This window comes from Bacillus sp. Root131 (genome assembly GCF_001429475.1).
In the GTDB taxonomy this organism is placed as follows: domain Bacteria; phylum Bacillota; class Bacilli; order Bacillales; family Bacillaceae_G; genus Bacillus_A; species Bacillus_A thuringiensis_S.
This window is the reverse complement of sequence record NZ_LMJQ01000001.1, coordinates 2,430,487-2,447,569: the sequence shown is the minus strand read 5'-3', so window position 1 is coordinate 2,447,569 and position 17,083 is coordinate 2,430,487. Positions and strand designations below refer to the sequence as shown.

The following is a 17,083-nucleotide window of genomic DNA, read 5'->3' as shown; positions in this document are numbered from 1 at the left end:
TGTATGTTAAAAGCGAATGAAAATGATTTCTCCTATCGCTTCGGTGATAACGGGCCGAAATATTTAATACAAGGCCCGAATATTGATCTTGGTCTTGTTGTCATTCAGCCTGGGCAAGAGTTTCAAAATCACTATCATACAACGTGTGAAGAAGTTTTTTATGCGTTAGAAGGTGAAATAGACTTCTATGTAAATAACGAAAGAGTTCCGATTAAACAAGGTGATGTCCTGCAAGTTCGCCCTCATGAATCTCACTATCTGATTAACCATTCTGATAAACCTTTTAAAGCTGTTTTTATAAAGTCACCACATTTACCAAATAAAGATACGGTACAAACGGAAAATCCAACATTAACGAAGGAGTGATTTCGAATGACTTGGGGATTTAAAAATCGATTAAATACAATTTTACCTGATGGTAGAGCGGTTATGTTAGCAATAGATCACGGATATTTCTTAGGACCAATTCACGGACTAGAACAACCACTTGAAACAGTAAAAAACTTACTTCCTTATACAGACTCCCTCTTTTTAACGCGCGGTGTACTTAGCTCCTGTATTCCTGAAAACTGCAGTACACCGATGGTTATGCGTGTATCTGGCGGCGCTACTGTCGTTGGTAAAGATTTAGCGAATGAAACAATTGTTACACCTGTAAAAGAAGCAGTGAAGCAAAACGCAATTGGCGTTGGCGTTTCTGTTTTTGTCGGATCAGACTATGAAACACAAACTGTTTCGAATCTCGCAAATGTAGTTTCTGAAGCTCACGATTACGGCCTACCAGTACTCGGTATTACCGCAGTCGCAAAGGAATTACAAAAACGTGAAGCTCGCTTTCTAGCACTTGCTTCCCGCGTATGTGTTGAAATGGGTGCTGATATTATTAAAACGTATTACTGCGAAGGATTCGAAAAAATAACGAGCACATGCCCTGCCCCAGTTGTCATCGCGGGTGGCCCAAAACTAGATTCAATCGAAGACGCATTAAACATTACGTACAATGCACTGCAAGAAGGCGCGATCGGAGTAGACATGGGCCGAAACATATGGCAATCTGAGCACCCAGCTGCGATGATTCAAGCAATACATGGTATTGTGAAGAATAGATTGAATGTGAAAGAGGCGCTTGAACTTTATGATGATGTGAAGAATTAATGTAAAAAGACAGACTATTTATTAGTCTGTCTTTTTTGTTAAAATAAAGTAAAGGAGGAATGATTATGCGAAGAATGACTTTCGAACGTCCTACCGATCATTACGATGAACGCTTATACTCTATTGATGAAAAAATTTGCGCCCTATTAAAAGAACGAAAAGAACTTTCAGGTGATGACCCAGGTTTTCCACATGATGAAGCGATTTATAAATGGGCTAAGCAATACGAATTTTATCCAGACTATCTAAACTCATTATTCTCTTCCATGATGGATGAAGAAGAATTTAAACCTCGCGTTGAACCAACTGGCTTCAAAAAACATGTACCTGTTTTTAAAACTTATGAACATAATGGCGTCATGTATACTGTAACTTTTATTCGGCAATATGCAAATGCTAGTGTAGTTTATTTATATAGCGATTGGGATTCCACGGATGAAGATTTTATTGAAAATAAGCCTCATAGTTTCTTCCAATTATCAATAGATGATACATACGATTGCTGGTCAGAAGGTGGTGGTGGCACCGATGGACATATGAATCATCAATTCGTTATATCTCCTGTCCTTCCTGATAATTTGTCTGGAATAAGCTTACGATTTAAAGAACTCAGTATCCCGTTTAGGAAAGATCAAGCTGTGCTTGAATTTGAAATTCAGATAGACAAATAAGGTGAGACTATAATCAATCCACAAATAGTAAGATAAATAAGGTAATAAAATAAACAAGCCCCTTTCCAAACTGGATAAGGGGCTAAATATACACCTTCAAATGATTACTCTTGGTGATTACTATTAAGCTTTGAAATTTTCTTACCTTCTCTATAATCAAGACAAGACACTTCAATTAATAAGCCATTAAATACTGTAAAATAAAAACCATAACTACTACCTCGCATCGAATAAGGTTCCTTATCTATTTCAATGCCGCCTGCTACTAAACGATTATACGCTTGATCCACTTCATTTGTAGTTTCCACTAAAAAACCAATATGAAAAGCTTCCGGATACGTAACTTCCTTATTCCCTTTAAATGCTTTTGGATCACTTAGCACAAGTATAAATCCACTCTCATCACTCATAACTACAAGTGCTTTCCCTTTTTGTTCCAAAAATTGAAAATCAAAAAATGTTTCAAAGAAATGTCTCGCTTCTGATAAGTCATCAACACATAAATTTAAATGATTCAGCTTCATGTACTCATCTCCTTGTAAACAGAAGGGATATAGACTCATTTTCATAACCCTTAAATATGTAAGGCAAGATATTCAAGCGTTCCATCTAAGACTATGCTTTATAAGTCTAATATTTTTTTCTATATCCTAGAACATTTTTTTAATGAATGAAAGATTTCCTATCATTTACATCCCCCAGTAATAAAAAAGAGGATACATGTTTGCTTCTACAACATGTATCCTCTGCTTGTATATTAAGACTGTTGATAAGCCGATTTCGATGATTTCACATAATAAACTGCGTGATCCACATTAATAATATGATCTGGTTTTGGTTTACCACGGCCTGCTCTATGTCCAGCTAAGTGTTCTTCACTTGTTTCCCAGTTTTTCCATGCTTCTTCAGATTCCCAGCGAATCATTACGACAACTTCTTCGTCGCCGCGTCTTACTTTTTTCACGAGAACACTTAAATCGATAAAGCCTTCAAATTTTTCAATAATACCTTCTCCAGTGAAACGTTCTACAACTATATTTGATGTACCTTCTTTTACTGTAAATGTTTTCGTTTCGATAAACATATATCCCACTCCCTCTTTGTAATACGAATACTAGTATGCTTCTATTATAATTGATTATGATAATTATTTTCAATTGTAAAGTTTTAATTTTTTGAATTATGCTGATTTCTTTTCTATCGCCTCATCTAAAAATTTGAAATATGGAAGTAACATCCCTATTAAAGATGTAACACATATAATTGCACCGATGATTACATATAGCGCTCTTACTCCCCACATTTCACTCAATATTCCCCCTACTAACACACCTAATGGCATAGCGGATCGTATAAAAAATAAACGCACTGAAAATACTTGTCCCATCATATTATTTGGGACGGTTTGTTGGCATATTGTCGTGTTATGAACATTGAAAAATGCAATACAAATCCCTGCTATTACTTCAATTATTATTGCAATGACAATACTATGATTGAACCCTAATGAAATGTATGTGAGCCCCCCTATAAACAATCCTCCAAGCATAAGTATACGCCGGCTTTTATATGTTACTTTTCCGACTAATACTGAGCCAATTACGTAGCCAAGTGGAAAACCTGCCATGAAATAGCCGTACTCTGCATATCCCGCTGACAGCTCGTCTTTTATATAAGGAAGATTTGTGACCATCGTTACCCCTACTCCAAACTGCACGAAAGTAAGAAATATAACGAGCCAAACGATGATTGGTTTTGTAAAAAAATATGTAAAACCTTGAAGAAATTGTTCTAGCCACGTTTTTCTTATATCTGTTGTAGTTCTCTTTTCTTTTATATAAAGTAAGAAAGCACCACTAACAAATAGACAAATACATACAAAAGATAATGTAAATTCTGTTCCAATGTAATGAATTACTACTCCACCTAATACTGGCGCAAGAAACATCATAAGGCGAGTCATTCCATCAATGTACGCATTTGCGTCTTGAAGTTGTTCTTGACTTACAATGCTCGGTGTAATTGCCTGACTCGCAGGTGTATAAAGAGGTGTAATAAGTCCCACTACAATTTGAACAACATAAATGTGCCAAACTTCTATACTACCCGAAACTAGCATCATCAAAGGTAATAAGAATACGGACGCTCGTATCCATTGTGAAAAAATCATAATCCACTTCCGGCTCCATTTATCAATAAATGGGCCACTTATTAATTGCAGTATGAGTGATGGGATGAAATATAATAGCCACATACTACTTAAAGCCATTTCCGATCCTGTTAACTCATATACTAGAATTGAATTACATAACGTTCCGAAAGCCCCTCCTAATTCTGAGATTGCACTCCCAATCCACATAAAAAAGAACGAACGATTTTTCAATATATTTTTCAATTTCACACACCAACTTTTCTTTTATATTCCTCCCTTTATGTACATTCTCGTTGCATATTATCTATTTAAAAATGCTTCTAATTCTTTTGCTAACGACTGTACTACTTTCTTCCTTAATACATACTTTCCGTCATGTATATCAACTAACTTCGCTGCACGTAACAATTTCAAATGATGGTGTACTGTCGATTTACCAAGCTGCAATCTTTCCGTTATTTCCTGTAATGTACGTTCTTTTTCAAACAACATTTTTACAATTCGCAATCTCGCTTCATCCCCAAGAGCCTTATGTTTTTGAACTAAAAAATAATTCGGTTCATACGGATCTTCAGGATGAATGCTTTCATTCGCAACTGGGTAATGAAATACTTTCGTATCATCAATATCTGCTTCAATATTCCACGGTCTGTACGTCATTTGCGGAATAAGAAGTACGTGATGAATACTTGGCTCTGGCATATAGTTCACTCCGCCAGTCGCCCACTCGACAAACTCTTCCGGCTTCATCTTTTTATTCATTTCATTTTTTGCTTCATAATCTCGTTTTAATATAGAAAGTACTTCCTCCTCTTTCTTAATTACACTCTCATACCAACCTGTCATAACAGCGATTAAATGAGATTTCAGCACTTGTACATCTACATCACATATAAAGCTAATATAAGTAGAAAAAAACGGATGATCATCTGTTAGTTCCTTTAGTTCGTGTATTGCACATACAACTCCCGTTGCAGCTAAACGTCTTTTCTCTTCATATTTCTCTCCTAAAAACGGTAAACATATAAATTTCAAATCCTCTTCTGAAAGTGAATCAATTTTAAAATTAAACTGCGATAAGTCCTGAAAATCCTCTTCATACAATAACTGAAGCAATGCTTTCCACGTATTATGTTCTTCTACAAACTGTAAGTGTTCTCTCATCTCATTTGTTAATGATTGTCTAATTCCTTCCCATTCACTTTCAGTCTTTTCAAGTGTATTAATTAACCTTTTATGAGTAATTGCTGCAATGCCAAGTGCACATTCGAAAAGTATCGAATATTTCACCTGAACGTTGTATGTTTCCCTCTTTCTACTCGTTATGTGATAGACCTCCATTTTTATCCCCTCCTTGTTTGCTATGTATTAAATTCTATTTTTATCGAATTTCACCTTCTATATTTTTAGAATTTATAAAAATATAAATTAAACCACATTCATTCTAAATTAAGAAGAATAAGAGCTTTTTTATATACAAATAATAAAGCTCAAGGAGTGGTTGACATGCATTTCATATTAAATATGTTAGGGATTTTCGTTGTCATATTAATCGTTTTCTTATGTTCACCTAACAAAAACCATATAAAATGGAGACCAATTGTAATTCTCATCATATTGGAGCTTTTTATTACGTGGTTTATGTTAGGCACGAAGCTCGGCAGTATTATCATTAATAAAATTGCGTCATTTTTCAGTTGGCTACTGGCATGCGCGAACGAAGGTATTCGATTTGCATTTCCTTCCGCTATGGACAGTCCACACATTGATTTCTTCTTTAGTGCATTACTGCCTATCATCTTTGTTATTACTTTTTTCGATATTCTTTCGTATTTCGGAATCTTAACTTGGATTATTGATAAAGTAGGTGCGGTTATTTCAAAGATTTCTCGTTTACCAAAGTTAGAAAGTTTCTTTTCCATTCAAATGATGTTTTTAGGAAACACTGAAGCACTTGCAGTTGTTCGTGATCAATTATCTGTTTTAAAAGAAAATCGTTTGTTGACTTTTGGAATTATGAGTATGAGTAGCGTTAGCGGATCCATTCTTGGCGCTTATTTATCAATGGTACCAGCTACATATATTTTCAGTGCAATCCCTTTAAACTGTATTAATGCATTAATTTTAGCCAATGTATTAAATCCTGTGGAAGTTACGAAAGAAGATGATGTCGTATATACACCTTCAAAGCATGAAAAAAAGGATTTCTTTTCTACTATTTCAAACAGTATGTTAGTTGGAATGAATATGGTTATCGTTATTTTAGCCATGGTAATTGGGTATGTAGCTTTAACAGCATGTTTAAATGGGATTTTAGGCTTTTTTGTAACGGGGTTAACAATTCAAAAAATCTTCTCCATTATCTTTAGTCCTTTTGCATTTTTACTCGGTTTATCCGGCAAAGATGCTATGTATGTAGCTGAATTAATGGGAATAAAAATTACGACGAATGAATTTGTTGCTATGATGGATTTAAAATCAAACTTAAAGTCGCTACAACCGCATACGGTTGCGGTTGCAACAACATTTCTAGCTTCTTTTGCTAACTTTAGTACAGTAGGTATGATTTACGGAACTTACAATTCATTATTTGGCGGGGAAAAATCATCAGTCATCGGTAAAAATGTTTGGAAGCTTCTTGTTAGCGGGATGGCTGTTTCTTTATTAAGCGCTATGCTTGTAGGGCTTTTTGTATGGTAAATGGATATTATAATAACAAAAGACATCTCAATTAAATTGGATGTCTTTTGTTATTCTTAGCTCCGAATTTGTCCATTTCCACGAATTACATATTTTGTGGAAGTTAATGCTGGAAGCCCCATTGGTCCTCTTACGTGTAATTTTTGCGTACTGATACCAATTTCCGCTCCGAATCCAAATTCGGATCCATCTGTAAAACGAGTCGATGCATTATGATAAAGTGCCGCGGCATCTACAGAAGTAAAAAACTTGCTGACGTTTTCCTCGTTTTCAGTAATAATCGCTTCAGAATGCATAGATCCATACGTATTTATATGATGAATCGCTTCTTCAACAGTGGCAACCACTTTCACTGCTAGTGTGAGAGATAAAAACTCTGTTTCCCAGTCTTCTTCTGTCGCAAGTAAGATAGAAGTATCAATCGCCACTGCTTTATTATCACCGCGTAGCTCTACTCCTCTTTCCTTCAAAGAAGAAAACAACTCGCTACCATATTGCTCTGCCCAATTCTCATGAAGTACAATCGTCTCAATTGCATTACATACAGATGGGCGCTGTGTTTTTGCATTTATAATAATATTAAATGCCATTTGTTTATCCGCTGTTTCATCAATGAATATATGACAATTTCCCGCACCTGTTTCAAGTACTGGAACAGACGCTTCTCTCACTACTGTATCAATTAATTGTTTACCGCCTCTTGGTATAAGAACATCCAAGTACTCATTCAATGTAAACAGCTGTTTTGCACTATCTCTCGTTGTATCTTCTATGAGCTGTACACTTTCTGAAGGCAAGCTAGTTTGCTTAAGCGCCCGGTGAATAACGCTAACGATGGCTTTGTTAGAATGGATAGCAGAAGAACTACCACGTAGTATTACTGCGTTTCCTGTTTTTAAACAAATTGTAGCAGCATCAACAGTTACATTCGGTCTTGCCTCATAAATCATTCCGACAACACCAAGTGGTACGCGCATCTCCTGAATAGATAGTCCATTTGGTCGTTCCCATGCACTTACACATTCTCCAATAGGATCACGTAATTCAATTAACTGCTTAATACCCTCTGTCATATCAACAATTCGCTGTTCATTCAGCAAAAGGCGATCAAGGAGTGAATCAGAAAATCCTTTCTCCTTACCTTCTTCAATATCCCGTTTGTTTTCTTCTAAAATATAAGCTGTTTCTACTATCAACTGATTAGCAATTGCAGCAAGTGCTTCATTTTTTTGATCTGTAGTTTTAAGCACAAGTTCTCTAGCAACCTCTTTTGCTTTTATCCCCTTTGCCAACACTTCATTCATTTTCATTTCCTCCTTTTTAAAGTGAAACCCAATGATCTCTATGAATGACTTCATAACTATGTCTCTCGCCTCTTACTTGAATATCTTGGCTTTGCATACCTTTTACATCTCTTAGTTCCTCTGCACTATATGTGCATTGTCCTTTTCCTATTACGCGCCCTTGTTGCGTTACAACCTCTACAACTTCACCCACTTGGAAAAATCCTGATACATTCGTAACACCAGCTGGAAGTAAACTCTTACCATGCTGAATGATGGCAGTAGCCGCCCCAGCATCTACTTCAATTTGTCCGCTAACAAGCGAATGCAAGGCAATCCATTGCTTGTTCATCTTCATTTCTTTTTGAGGAGCATTACCAACATACGTTCCATCACCCTTACCCTTCAAAACATCTACAAACTTTTCCTGTCCACGTCCTGTCCCGATAAATACACTCACACCAAGAGAGAGTGCTGTCTTTGCAGCATCGATTTTTGATTTCATACCACCAGTCCCAAGTTTTGAGCCAGCATCTCCTGCAAGAGAAGAAATTTCTTCCGTAACTTCAGGAAGAAAATAATATTTTTTTGCATCCGCATTTTTCTGAGGATTTTTGTCATATAACCCGTTCACATCCGTAAAGATCATAAGCATATCCGCCGAAACAAGCCCGCTTACTAAAGCTGACAGCATATCATTATCACCGAACGTCAGCTCCTCTAAAGAGATGGAATCATTTTCATTAATAATTGGAAGAGCGGAACGGTTTAGTAATTCTCCTAACGTAGCGTAAGCATTACTATATTGTTCTTTTCTAGAAAAATCACTTCTCGTCAGCAAAAGTTGCGCAGTAACGATGCCATATTTACGGAATTCCTCCGTGTACGCCTGCATTAACAAACTTTGTCCGACAGCTGCTGCAGCCTGTTTCCCTTTAATCGTTACAGGTCTACTAGGATATCCTAGCGCTGAAAAGCCTGCAGCGACGGCTCCAGATGTAATTAACACAACCTCGTGCCCTTCCTCTTTCAACCGAGCCAATGCGGCAACGTGATCTGAAAGCTGTTCTGTAGAGATGCCTCCGTGACTATCTGCCAAGGAACTACTTCCAATCTTTACAACAATTCGTTGTTTTTTCACCTTTTTATCCCCCAAGTCTAAAATCAAAGTTTTTATAGTTTACACTTCATTCACTTTGCAACTATATCTATTCTCATCAATGCTGCATTGAAGTATTTAAGAGCAAAATAAAAATGACCGCTTCGCCCTTAATAAAATAAAAAGGACGAAACGGTCATTGTTCCGCGGTACCACCTTAATTGATATACATAGATATCCACTTGGTGCCTATAACGCAGGCGAACGCCTAAACTTTCATTTAAGACTCGGGGATAGGTTCGATACATTCTATACGAGGAATCTTTCAGCCGGTGAATTCCACTCTCTTTCGCAAGAAGACATATGTACTAATTCCCTTCAACGATTTTCAATCTAATTTTTTTATATTATGCGATATAGTTCAATTCGGTGTCAAGAGGTATTTTTAAAAATAAATAGTGCCACAAGTGACTTGTATGAAATTATTGCCCTACTGAATGAAAATACAAATTGATATAAGTTTAACTCATATTCATAAACATAAAACCTTACATTATAGTGTATATATTTACATAATGTCGAATATAATTAATTTTTATCTTTTAGTGTTGCAAAAAGGAATATATTCTCTTAGAATGTTTCTTTATATTGCACAGGGATATTATTATTATTCTAAGATAACAATATCAAACCGATATAATTGATTATAAAAGGAGCAAGATTGAGTTATTATGGATAAACAAATTGGATTCATCGGTTGCGGAAATATGGGAATGGCTATGATTGGCGGGATGCTAAACAAAAAGATAGTGTCTTCAAATCATATTATTTGTTCAGATTTAAACACTGCTAATTTAAAAAATGCTAGTGAAAAATATGGGCTAACTACAACTACCGACAACAATAAAGTAGCTAAAAATGCTGATATTTTAATTTTATCAATTAAACCAGACCTATACGCATCAATAATTAATGAAATAAAAGAAGTAATCAAAAACGATGCTATCATCGTTACGATCGCTGCTGGTAAAAGTATTGAAAGTACTGAAAATGCCTTTAATAAAAAATTAAAAGTTGTAAGAGTAATGCCTAATACTCCTGCTCTTGTTGGAGAAGGAATGTCTGCATTATGCCCTAATGAAATGGTGACAGAAAAAGATTTAGAAGATGTACTAAACATTTTCAATAGTTTTGGTCAAACAGAGATCGTAAGTGAAAAATTAATGGATGTTGTAACATCTGTAAGTGGTTCTTCACCAGCATATGTATATATGATTATAGAAGCGATGGCAGATGCTGCTGTACTAGATGGTATGCCTAGAAATCAAGCATATAAATTCGCTGCTCAAGCTGTGTTAGGCTCTGCAAAAATGGTACTAGAAACAGGAATACATCCAGGTGAATTGAAAGATATGGTTTGTTCTCCTGGTGGAACGACAATAGAAGCTGTAGCAACATTAGAGGAAAAAGGATTACGAACAGCGATTATTTCAGCTATGCAGCGTTGTACGCAAAAGTCTGTTGAACTATCTGGTCAAACTAAAAAATAAAACTATAAAAGAGATTACGTTAGCTATGAATTCACATAATTTTAATTAAAAATTCACTACATGATAAACGGCCAAACTCATATAAAATTGAGCTTGGCCGTTCCGTTTTTAATTATATTAAAATAATTTCATTCGAATTTTCTTTAAAGGTTCTGTTTTATCCCTTACCTATTCCCTACTATGATTGTGTAATTTTATTAGAAACTAATAATTTTTCAATGCATTTCGGTAACATATCTAATAGTGTTTCAAATGCGTAGTTTACATCTAGACGTTCTGTCCATTGATGTGCATCTTTTCCTACCGGCCCCATATTTAATACTGGAACATCAAACTCTTCTAATTCCTGAAGCGGAATTGAATAACCTTTATCCCATAATGGCATATTGTCTACAAGCGAACTCATTGAATCCAGTGGATACTGCAAGCCTACATAGCTTAAATCTGAAATCCCCCCAAAATAATTTTGGTTTTCAAATGTAATCTTATGATTGTAGTGTGCATACTTTTCCATTTCTACAACCACCTCTTTTATTAAAGGATTGTTGCGTGAACTCACAGCTGGATAGTACGGCGGAGCGAAGAAAAGTACAATCATCGGTGCCTTTTCTTTACATAAAATCGCTAATTTATCTACTAAATCAATCGTTACCGCACGATCATCTTTATCTTCTCTATTTTTTATAATATTAGATTGAATATGATTTATTTTTTCTTGTCCATGTTGCTCAATTGCATATGTGATAAGCTCTTCATACGTTAATACATTTACTTTGAGATTAGGTGGTATAAATGGATTATATTTAGAAAAACGATATGCATGTTTTTCATACGACTCTTCTATTTTCTCTGCTACTTTCGTTACTTTTTGACGTAACAATGAAACTACATCTGTCATTGATTTTTCTAATAAAAACAAATTAAATAATGTAACTGCACGATGCGGAATTTGTACAGAATAATCCTCCTTTAAGTCCCTTTGAAGTAAGTTAGTTGGCGGAGGACTCGCTTCCCCTTCTACAATATCACAAAGGTCTGTGTTTAACTCTAATTCTGCTGTTATTAATGAAGCCATATAACTCCCATTTAAGCCTGCAAAAGGTTCACCTACATGTGTCTCTTTTCCATAGCAAAGAAAACCAGGTAACACTTTACCAATAGAGCCAGTGTAAATATACTTATTTTGGTCACCAGGATGTCTTGAAAACATAGGCTCTGAGTTTAAGACCGTTTTATAATCTAAGTTATGCTCTCTAGCTAAATCTAACAGTCCCGGAACAGCGGCCCTCATCCCTACAGAATTCACTTCTTCATCTGGTACAGCCAATAAAAGAACATTCCCATCGAATCTTCCTTCACATGCTTGTTCAATCATTGCCATTTGTAATGCTAGACCGCATTTCATATCCATTGTTCCTCTACCAAACAGCCATTCCCCATGTTCTATATCTTCACGCACATGCTCTGGAAGTTCATCTTTATGAGAATAAAACATAGATGTTAACTTTTTAGGATTAAATGCATCTTCTTTCCACACTCCGTAATCTTGTACATCTACAACATCAAAGTGACTTACTAGAATTACAGTATTTTTTGTACTATCTTTTTTCTTTACTAGTGCTGTAACAAAATATCGTCCGTCCCCTGTCGGATTTTTTTGTAAATGATGCGGGTTTTCTTTGAAATACTGTAATTCAGATAATTGTTCCACAACAAAGTCTGGCAATATTACTTCAGCTTCTGAACCGGTAATACTAGGAATTTCAACAAGACTGCTTAATAATTGAATCAATTGTTCTTTTGATTGCCACTTTGACATATAAATCCCCCTATTTTTCCGCATTATGAAAACGAATTCCAGTATATGAATAAAAAAATGACGACAGCTATCAAAATTATAGTTCTGATGTACTGCCGATTTTTATTGATATTTCATGAGCTGCTTGTTTTACCTTGCTAATAAGAAAAGATAGTCGATCATCATTAATACGATGACTAATTAACCCAACACTTAATGCTCCTACTACTTTATGATTAAATCCGATAATAGGTGCAGCTACTGAAGCTGTCCCTTCTGTTTTTTCACCATAACTGACAGCATATCCTTCATTTTTTATTTGCTTTATTTGATTAAGAAGAATTTGCTTTTGTTCTGGTAATGAAGAAAGTAAATGTTCTACAATATGTTCCATTTCATTCGTTTTCATATTAGCAAGCATCGTTTTATTTGCGGCACCAATTGAAAGTGGAATTTGTTCCCCTAGATTATCGATAACTCGAATTTTTAAAGGACTATCCATTCTTTCAATGATAATAGAATGTGTTCCGTTTGGAATATTTAAATAGACACTTTCTTCGACTTCAAAGGCCAACCGCTTCATCACTTCTCTTGCAACTGATCTGTAGTCTACCTTCTCCAATTGACGTAACCCTATTTCCATCCACATTGGTCCAATTTTGTACTGTTTTGTCTCTGGTATTTGTGTAACTAACCCATGCTCCATTAGAGAGTTAAGTAATCTATGTACTGTACTAACTGGGAGATGTGTTCCATCTGCTATATCAGAAATAGCCCAATACTCTTTTTCATTTGTAGAATTCAATAATTTAATAATACTTATCGCTCGATCAATGGACTGTACCATAACTCGCCTCAACTTTACTCGTAATATGTTAGTATGCTTAATTAACTATCAATTTAGCAAACATTCGAAATGAAATCAATTTATTTATTTAATTTTCTAACAATAAAAACATATCACTAACAAAGAATTGAAAACGCAAACAAAAAAATATTGACTTTTCTTTTTAATTATCTGAAAATTATAACAAGATTTCACATCACGGAATACATTCCATAATACGGAAAAACATCAAACTTTATTCTATCAACTACGAAAGTGAGGAAAACAATGGCCCAAGTAAGTAATACAAACAATGAATTAAAACGAACGATGAAAAGTAGACACTTATTCATGATTGCACTCGGTGGTGTGATTGGAACGGGGTTATTTAACGGATCTGGCTTTATAATAAGTCAAGCTGGACCTGGTGGATCCGTACTTGCCTTTATGGCCGGTGGATTATTAATGTATTTCGTTATGCTATGTCTTGGTGAACTCGCTGTAGCCATGCCTGTCTCAGGTTCTTTCCAGGAATATGCCACTAAGTTCATCAATCCTGCAACTGGCTTTACAATCGGATGGTTGTATTGGTTAAGCTGGGCGAATACGACCGGTCTTGAATTTACAACTGCCGGCATTACAATGCAGCGCTGGTTTCCTGATATTCCTGTTTGGGTTTGGTGTTTAATATTTGGCGTTACAATCTTCACTATTAACGCATTATCTGCTCGTAGTTATGCAGAAACAGAATTTTGGTTTTCAAGTATAAAAGTATCTGCCATTATCGCTTTCATTATTCTTGGCGGCGCCGCTATGTTCGGTTTTATTGATTTAAAAGGCGACGAACCCGCTCCGCTATTATCAAATTTCGTAAATCATGGTGGTTTATTCCCAAATGGACTTGCCGCTATTCTTTTAACAATGGTTACAGTCAACTATTCCTTCCAAGGTACAGAACTTGTTGGAATCGCAGCAGGTGAAAGTGAAGATCCAGCAAAAACTTTACCTCGTTCTATTAGAAATATTATATGGCGCACGATGTTTTTCTTCGTCTTAGCAATCTTTGTTCTTGTTGCTTTAATTCCTTGGGAAGAAGCTGGATTAACAAAGAGCCCATTCGTTGCTGTTTTTGATAATATCGGTATTCCATATGCAGCTGATATTATGAACTTTGTTATTCTTACTGCTGTTCTTTCTGTTGCAAACTCAGGACTATACGCTGCTACTCGAATGCTTTGGTCTTTATCAAAAAACGAAATGGCTCCAACCTTTTTAAAGAAATTATCATCACGTGGAATTCCTCTCAACGCTTTAATCATGACGATAGCTATTTCTGCTTTTTCTCTTTTGACAAGCGTAGTAGCTGCTGAAACGGTTTACTTATGGCTCATTTCAATTTCCGGAGTCATTACCATTATTGTTTGGATGTCAATTTGTGTTTCTCAATTCTTTTTCCGCAAACATTATTTAGCAGACGGTGGAAAATTAGAAGACTTAAAATTTAAAACACCACTTTATCCACTCGTACCAATTCTTGGTTTTGGATTGTATGGCATTATATTAATCAGTCTTATTTTTATCCCAGAACAACGACTTGGAATCTATTGCACTGTACCATTTATCATCTTTTGCTATACCTACTATCACTTTAAAGTTAAGAAAAGAATATCTACTAACACTCATAGTGAAAGTAAAATTAGCGAGACTATGTAATATTTGACGATACATAAAAGACCACACGTGGCGCTTCACTTCATGTATGGTCTTTTATCGTTCCTTCTTTCATTTCTCCCTACTATTGAAAGGATTATTTATAACACTTTAAGTTCTGAATTTCTCAGATGAACTATGGGTTGAAAAGTGAGCATTTCAATACCTTCCCCCCAGATTTCAAGTTTTGCCAATGATGATGTTGAAAGTGTTAATGTAGTAAATGCTACAATACTAGCAATTATGATTTTTACTGCTCATAAGTTGATGATTCAGCTTACTATTACTGTTTTGTTTTGATATATTTAATATATATTTAAAGACAGACAGGAGTTAGATACGATGATAAAAGGTTTCGGAGGAATATTTTGGAGAACTAAGAATCTTGATGTTATAAAAAAATGGTACAGTGAAGTGTTGAAACTTGATATAGAAGATTGGAATGGGACTGTGATTAAACCCCAGTTAGGAAATGAGACCATCTTTTCTTTCTTTACTGAGAATGACAATTATTTTCCAACAGAACAACAAGTAATGTTAAATTTCCAAGTATATAATCTAAACAAGACTATAAAGCATCTTGAGAATATTGGTGTACCTCTTGAAAAGAAAGAAGAAATGAGTGAATTTGGAAAGTTTATTTGGATTAAGGATCCTGAAGGTCGATTGATTGAACTTTGGGAGAAATAGACGGTTATAATCATTTACTATTAAGCTAATGATTGTTTTCATTTCACATAATAAATAAAAAAGTCGATTTCTTAACTCCACAGGAAATCGACTTTTTTTCGTATCCCATCACCATAAAATGAAACTACTTCCCTTGATTAGATTGTTTGCGAACATAAAATGCGAAAAATAGTTTTTTCTAGTTGCTTATTTAACCCTTCTAATTCGCTTTAAAATTATATAATGGCTTAATAATATGCTTTATATCTATTGTTTCGTTCGTATTTTCGATAATTTCATCCATTGGCTTATATACCATTGGTGCCTCATCAATTGTGCTCTCTACTACCGATGTAGTCCACACCTCTGTCATCGTATTTTGGAAGTCCTCTAGACTCAATAATTCTTTAGCCTTCTTACGACTCATGATACGTCCTGCCCCATGCGGACCAGAAAAGTTCCAGTCTGGATTACCTTTACCAAATGCAATAATTGAACCATTTCTCATGTTAATTGGAATAATGACTCGTTCATCTTTCTGAGCTGAAATAGCACCTTTTCGTAGAATCATATTTTCCATGTCAATATAGTTATGTATTGTAGTAAATTGATCCGTTATTTTCCAGTCCATTTTCATAACAATTTCATCAATCATTGCTTTACGATTTAACGTAGCGTACTTTTGAGCAATATTCATGTCATTCATATAATCTTTGAATCCTTGCCCTTCTAAATAAGCTAGTTCTTTACGAATCTTAGGCTTCTGAATTCCTCTTAAAGTTTCTTGTATTTCTTTTGCTCTACCCTCTTCAGTTAATCTCTTAATAATCTCATCTTTCATTGATGTAACGTCAGTGAGTTGTTCATATGCAAATTTTTGGTAATACTCTGCAATTTGCTTACCTAAATTACGAGAACCGCTATGAATGACAATATATACATTTCCTTTTTCATCTTCATTTAATTCGACAAAATGATTTCCTCCCCCAAGAGTACCTATACTTTTTTGAGCGCGTTGTAATGTAAATGGAGCTCTCACACCATCAAAATCAATCATTTTTGAGAATCGATGTTCTTTATCTCGTATACGAAAACCACTTGGAACAAATTTACGAATTATTTCGTCTAAACAATCGAAATTAATTTCTTCTTTTTTCTTATCAATTACAACAACTTCCATTCCACACCCAATATCTACCCCTACAAGATTAGGAACAATTTTATCTTGTATTGTCATTGTTGTTCCAATCGTACAACCTGCTCCCGCATGTGTATCTGCATAATACGAATTTGACTATCCTTTACGAATTCTTGATTACAAAGATCAATAATCTGCCCAGTCGCAGTCTCATCAACGTTATTCGTAAATACTTTCGCTTCATTGTATTTTCCTTGTAATTTCAACATCTTTCATGTCCCCTTCCTTTTGAAAGAATTATTATATTACGTTGTTTCTGTTCTTATAATTAC

At 35.1% G+C, this 17,083-nt stretch carries 15 protein-coding genes, 1 pseudogene and 1 other annotated feature; of the genes and pseudogenes, 7 read left to right on the top strand and 9 right to left on the bottom strand.

Features of this window, described 5'->3' with window-relative positions; translation table 11 throughout:
* Positions 1-3 precede the first annotated feature (3 nt).
* The 3 genes from ASE54_RS12240 to ASE54_RS12230 all read left to right on the top strand — a co-directional run bounded on the left by ASE54_RS12240 (position 4) and on the right by ASE54_RS12230 (position 1,826).
* Positions 4-366 (top strand): cupin domain-containing protein, encoded by a 363-nt coding sequence (locus ASE54_RS12240; RefSeq protein ID WP_000909986.1) that lies wholly within the window; start codon positions 4-6, stop codon positions 364-366.
* 6 nt (positions 367-372) lie between these two features.
* Positions 373-1,155, top strand: coding sequence for a 3-hydroxy-5-phosphonooxypentane-2,4-dione thiolase (gene lsrF / locus ASE54_RS12235; protein WP_000219780.1), 783 nt, complete (start codon positions 373-375; stop codon positions 1,153-1,155).
* 65 nt (positions 1,156-1,220) lie between these two features.
* Positions 1,221-1,826: a hypothetical protein gene (locus tag ASE54_RS12230; RefSeq protein ID WP_001253821.1), complete on the top strand. Its 606-nt coding sequence runs from the start codon at positions 1,221-1,223 to the stop codon at positions 1,824-1,826.
* 104 nt (positions 1,827-1,930) lie between these two features.
* On the opposite strand, the gene ASE54_RS12225 is transcribed toward ASE54_RS12230, so the two are convergent.
* From ASE54_RS12225 to ASE54_RS12210, 4 genes are all read right to left on the bottom strand, one after another.
* The gene (locus ASE54_RS12225; RefSeq protein WP_000773089.1) at positions 1,931-2,350 is read right to left on the bottom strand and encodes a VOC family protein; all 420 of its coding nucleotides are present in this window, start codon (positions 2,348-2,350) and stop codon (positions 1,931-1,933) included.
* A 233-nt stretch (positions 2,351-2,583) separates the two neighbouring features.
* Positions 2,584-2,910, bottom strand: coding sequence for a heme-degrading monooxygenase HmoA (gene hmoA, locus ASE54_RS12220; protein WP_000469498.1), 327 nt, complete (start codon positions 2,908-2,910; stop codon positions 2,584-2,586).
* 96 nt (positions 2,911-3,006) lie between these two features.
* Entirely contained in the window at positions 3,007-4,227 is a 1,221-nt protein-coding gene (locus tag ASE54_RS12215; protein ID WP_003260725.1) for an MFS transporter, read from the bottom strand.
* 51 nt (positions 4,228-4,278) lie between these two features.
* Positions 4,279-5,319 carry a metalloregulator ArsR/SmtB family transcription factor gene (locus ASE54_RS12210; RefSeq protein WP_000454581.1) on the bottom strand — a complete coding sequence of 347 codons (1,041 nt, stop codon included), beginning with the start codon at positions 5,317-5,319 and terminating at the stop codon, positions 4,279-4,281.
* 165 nt (positions 5,320-5,484) lie between these two features.
* On the opposite strand from ASE54_RS12210, the gene ASE54_RS12205 reads away from it, so the two are divergent.
* The gene (locus tag ASE54_RS12205) at positions 5,485-6,678 is read left to right on the top strand and encodes a nucleoside transporter C-terminal domain-containing protein (protein WP_000545489.1); all 1,194 of its coding nucleotides are present in this window, start codon (positions 5,485-5,487) and stop codon (positions 6,676-6,678) included.
* Positions 6,679-6,734: 56 nt separating this feature from the next.
* Here ASE54_RS12205 and ASE54_RS12200 read toward each other — a convergent pair whose 3' ends face one another.
* Both ASE54_RS12200 and proB read right to left on the bottom strand, forming a co-directional pair.
* The gene (locus tag ASE54_RS12200; RefSeq protein WP_001006616.1) at positions 6,735-7,982 is read right to left on the bottom strand and encodes a glutamate-5-semialdehyde dehydrogenase; all 1,248 of its coding nucleotides are present in this window, start codon (positions 7,980-7,982) and stop codon (positions 6,735-6,737) included.
* A gap of 16 nt (positions 7,983-7,998) precedes the next feature.
* Positions 7,999-9,102, bottom strand: coding sequence for a glutamate 5-kinase (gene proB / locus ASE54_RS12195; protein ID WP_000744738.1), 1,104 nt, complete (start codon positions 9,100-9,102; stop codon positions 7,999-8,001).
* 138 nt (positions 9,103-9,240) lie between these two features.
* Positions 9,241-9,451 (bottom strand) — a binding site (T-box leader).
* A 340-nt stretch (positions 9,452-9,791) separates the two neighbouring features.
* Between proB and proC the strand changes: the two genes are divergently transcribed.
* A complete protein-coding gene (gene proC / locus ASE54_RS12190) occupies positions 9,792-10,610 on the top strand; it encodes a pyrroline-5-carboxylate reductase (RefSeq protein WP_000360732.1) in 819 nt (272 codons plus the stop codon).
* 178 nt (positions 10,611-10,788) lie between these two features.
* Here the strand turns inward: proC and ASE54_RS12185 are convergent, their stop codons facing one another.
* Entirely contained in the window at positions 10,789-12,453 is a 1,665-nt protein-coding gene (locus tag ASE54_RS12185; RefSeq protein ID WP_003309623.1) for a M20 family metallopeptidase, read from the bottom strand.
* Between the two features lie 52 nt (positions 12,454-12,505).
* Positions 12,506-13,255 carry an IclR family transcriptional regulator gene (locus ASE54_RS12180; RefSeq protein WP_000250748.1) on the bottom strand — a complete coding sequence of 250 codons (750 nt, stop codon included), beginning with the start codon at positions 13,253-13,255 and terminating at the stop codon, positions 12,506-12,508.
* Between the two features lie 267 nt (positions 13,256-13,522).
* Between ASE54_RS12180 and ASE54_RS12175 the strand changes: the two genes are divergently transcribed.
* Positions 13,523-14,947, top strand: a complete 1,425-nt coding sequence (locus tag ASE54_RS12175) for an amino acid permease (protein WP_000079997.1) — start codon at positions 13,523-13,525, stop codon at positions 14,945-14,947.
* A gap of 339 nt (positions 14,948-15,286) precedes the next feature.
* Positions 15,287-15,634 (top strand): glyoxalase/bleomycin resistance/dioxygenase family protein, encoded by a 348-nt coding sequence (locus ASE54_RS12170; RefSeq protein WP_000589588.1) that lies wholly within the window; start codon positions 15,287-15,289, stop codon positions 15,632-15,634.
* A 199-nt stretch (positions 15,635-15,833) separates the two neighbouring features.
* Here ASE54_RS12170 and ASE54_RS12165 read toward each other — a convergent pair.
* A pseudogene (locus tag ASE54_RS12165) lies at positions 15,834-17,020 on the bottom strand (RtcB family protein).
* Positions 17,021-17,083 lie beyond the last annotated feature (63 nt).

Coding starts and splice junctions, on each gene's coding strand:
- ASE54_RS12240 (WP_000909986.1), top strand. CDS start 4: ATGTTAAAAGCGAATGAAAATGATTTCTCCTATCGCTTCGGTGATAAC.
- lsrF (WP_000219780.1), top strand. CDS start 373: ATGACTTGGGGATTTAAAAATCGATTAAATACAATTTTACCTGATGGT.
- ASE54_RS12230 (WP_001253821.1), top strand. CDS start 1,221: ATGCGAAGAATGACTTTCGAACGTCCTACCGATCATTACGATGAACGC.
- ASE54_RS12225 (WP_000773089.1), bottom strand. CDS start 2,350: ATGAAGCTGAATCATTTAAATTTATGTGTTGATGACTTATCAGAAGCG.
- hmoA (WP_000469498.1), bottom strand. CDS start 2,910: ATGTTTATCGAAACGAAAACATTTACAGTAAAAGAAGGTACATCAAAT.
- ASE54_RS12210 (WP_000454581.1), bottom strand. CDS start 5,319: ATGGAGGTCTATCACATAACGAGTAGAAAGAGGGAAACATACAACGTT.
- ASE54_RS12205 (WP_000545489.1), top strand. CDS start 5,485: ATGCATTTCATATTAAATATGTTAGGGATTTTCGTTGTCATATTAATC.
- ASE54_RS12200 (WP_001006616.1), bottom strand. CDS start 7,982: ATGAATGAAGTGTTGGCAAAGGGGATAAAAGCAAAAGAGGTTGCTAGA.
- proC (WP_000360732.1), top strand. CDS start 9,792: ATGGATAAACAAATTGGATTCATCGGTTGCGGAAATATGGGAATGGCT.
- ASE54_RS12185 (WP_003309623.1), bottom strand. CDS start 12,453: ATGCGGAAAAATAGGGGGATTTATATGTCAAAGTGGCAATCAAAAGAA.
- ASE54_RS12180 (WP_000250748.1), bottom strand. CDS start 13,255: ATGGTACAGTCCATTGATCGAGCGATAAGTATTATTAAATTATTGAAT.
- ASE54_RS12175 (WP_000079997.1), top strand. CDS start 13,523: ATGGCCCAAGTAAGTAATACAAACAATGAATTAAAACGAACGATGAAA.
- ASE54_RS12170 (WP_000589588.1), top strand. CDS start 15,287: ATGATAAAAGGTTTCGGAGGAATATTTTGGAGAACTAAGAATCTTGAT.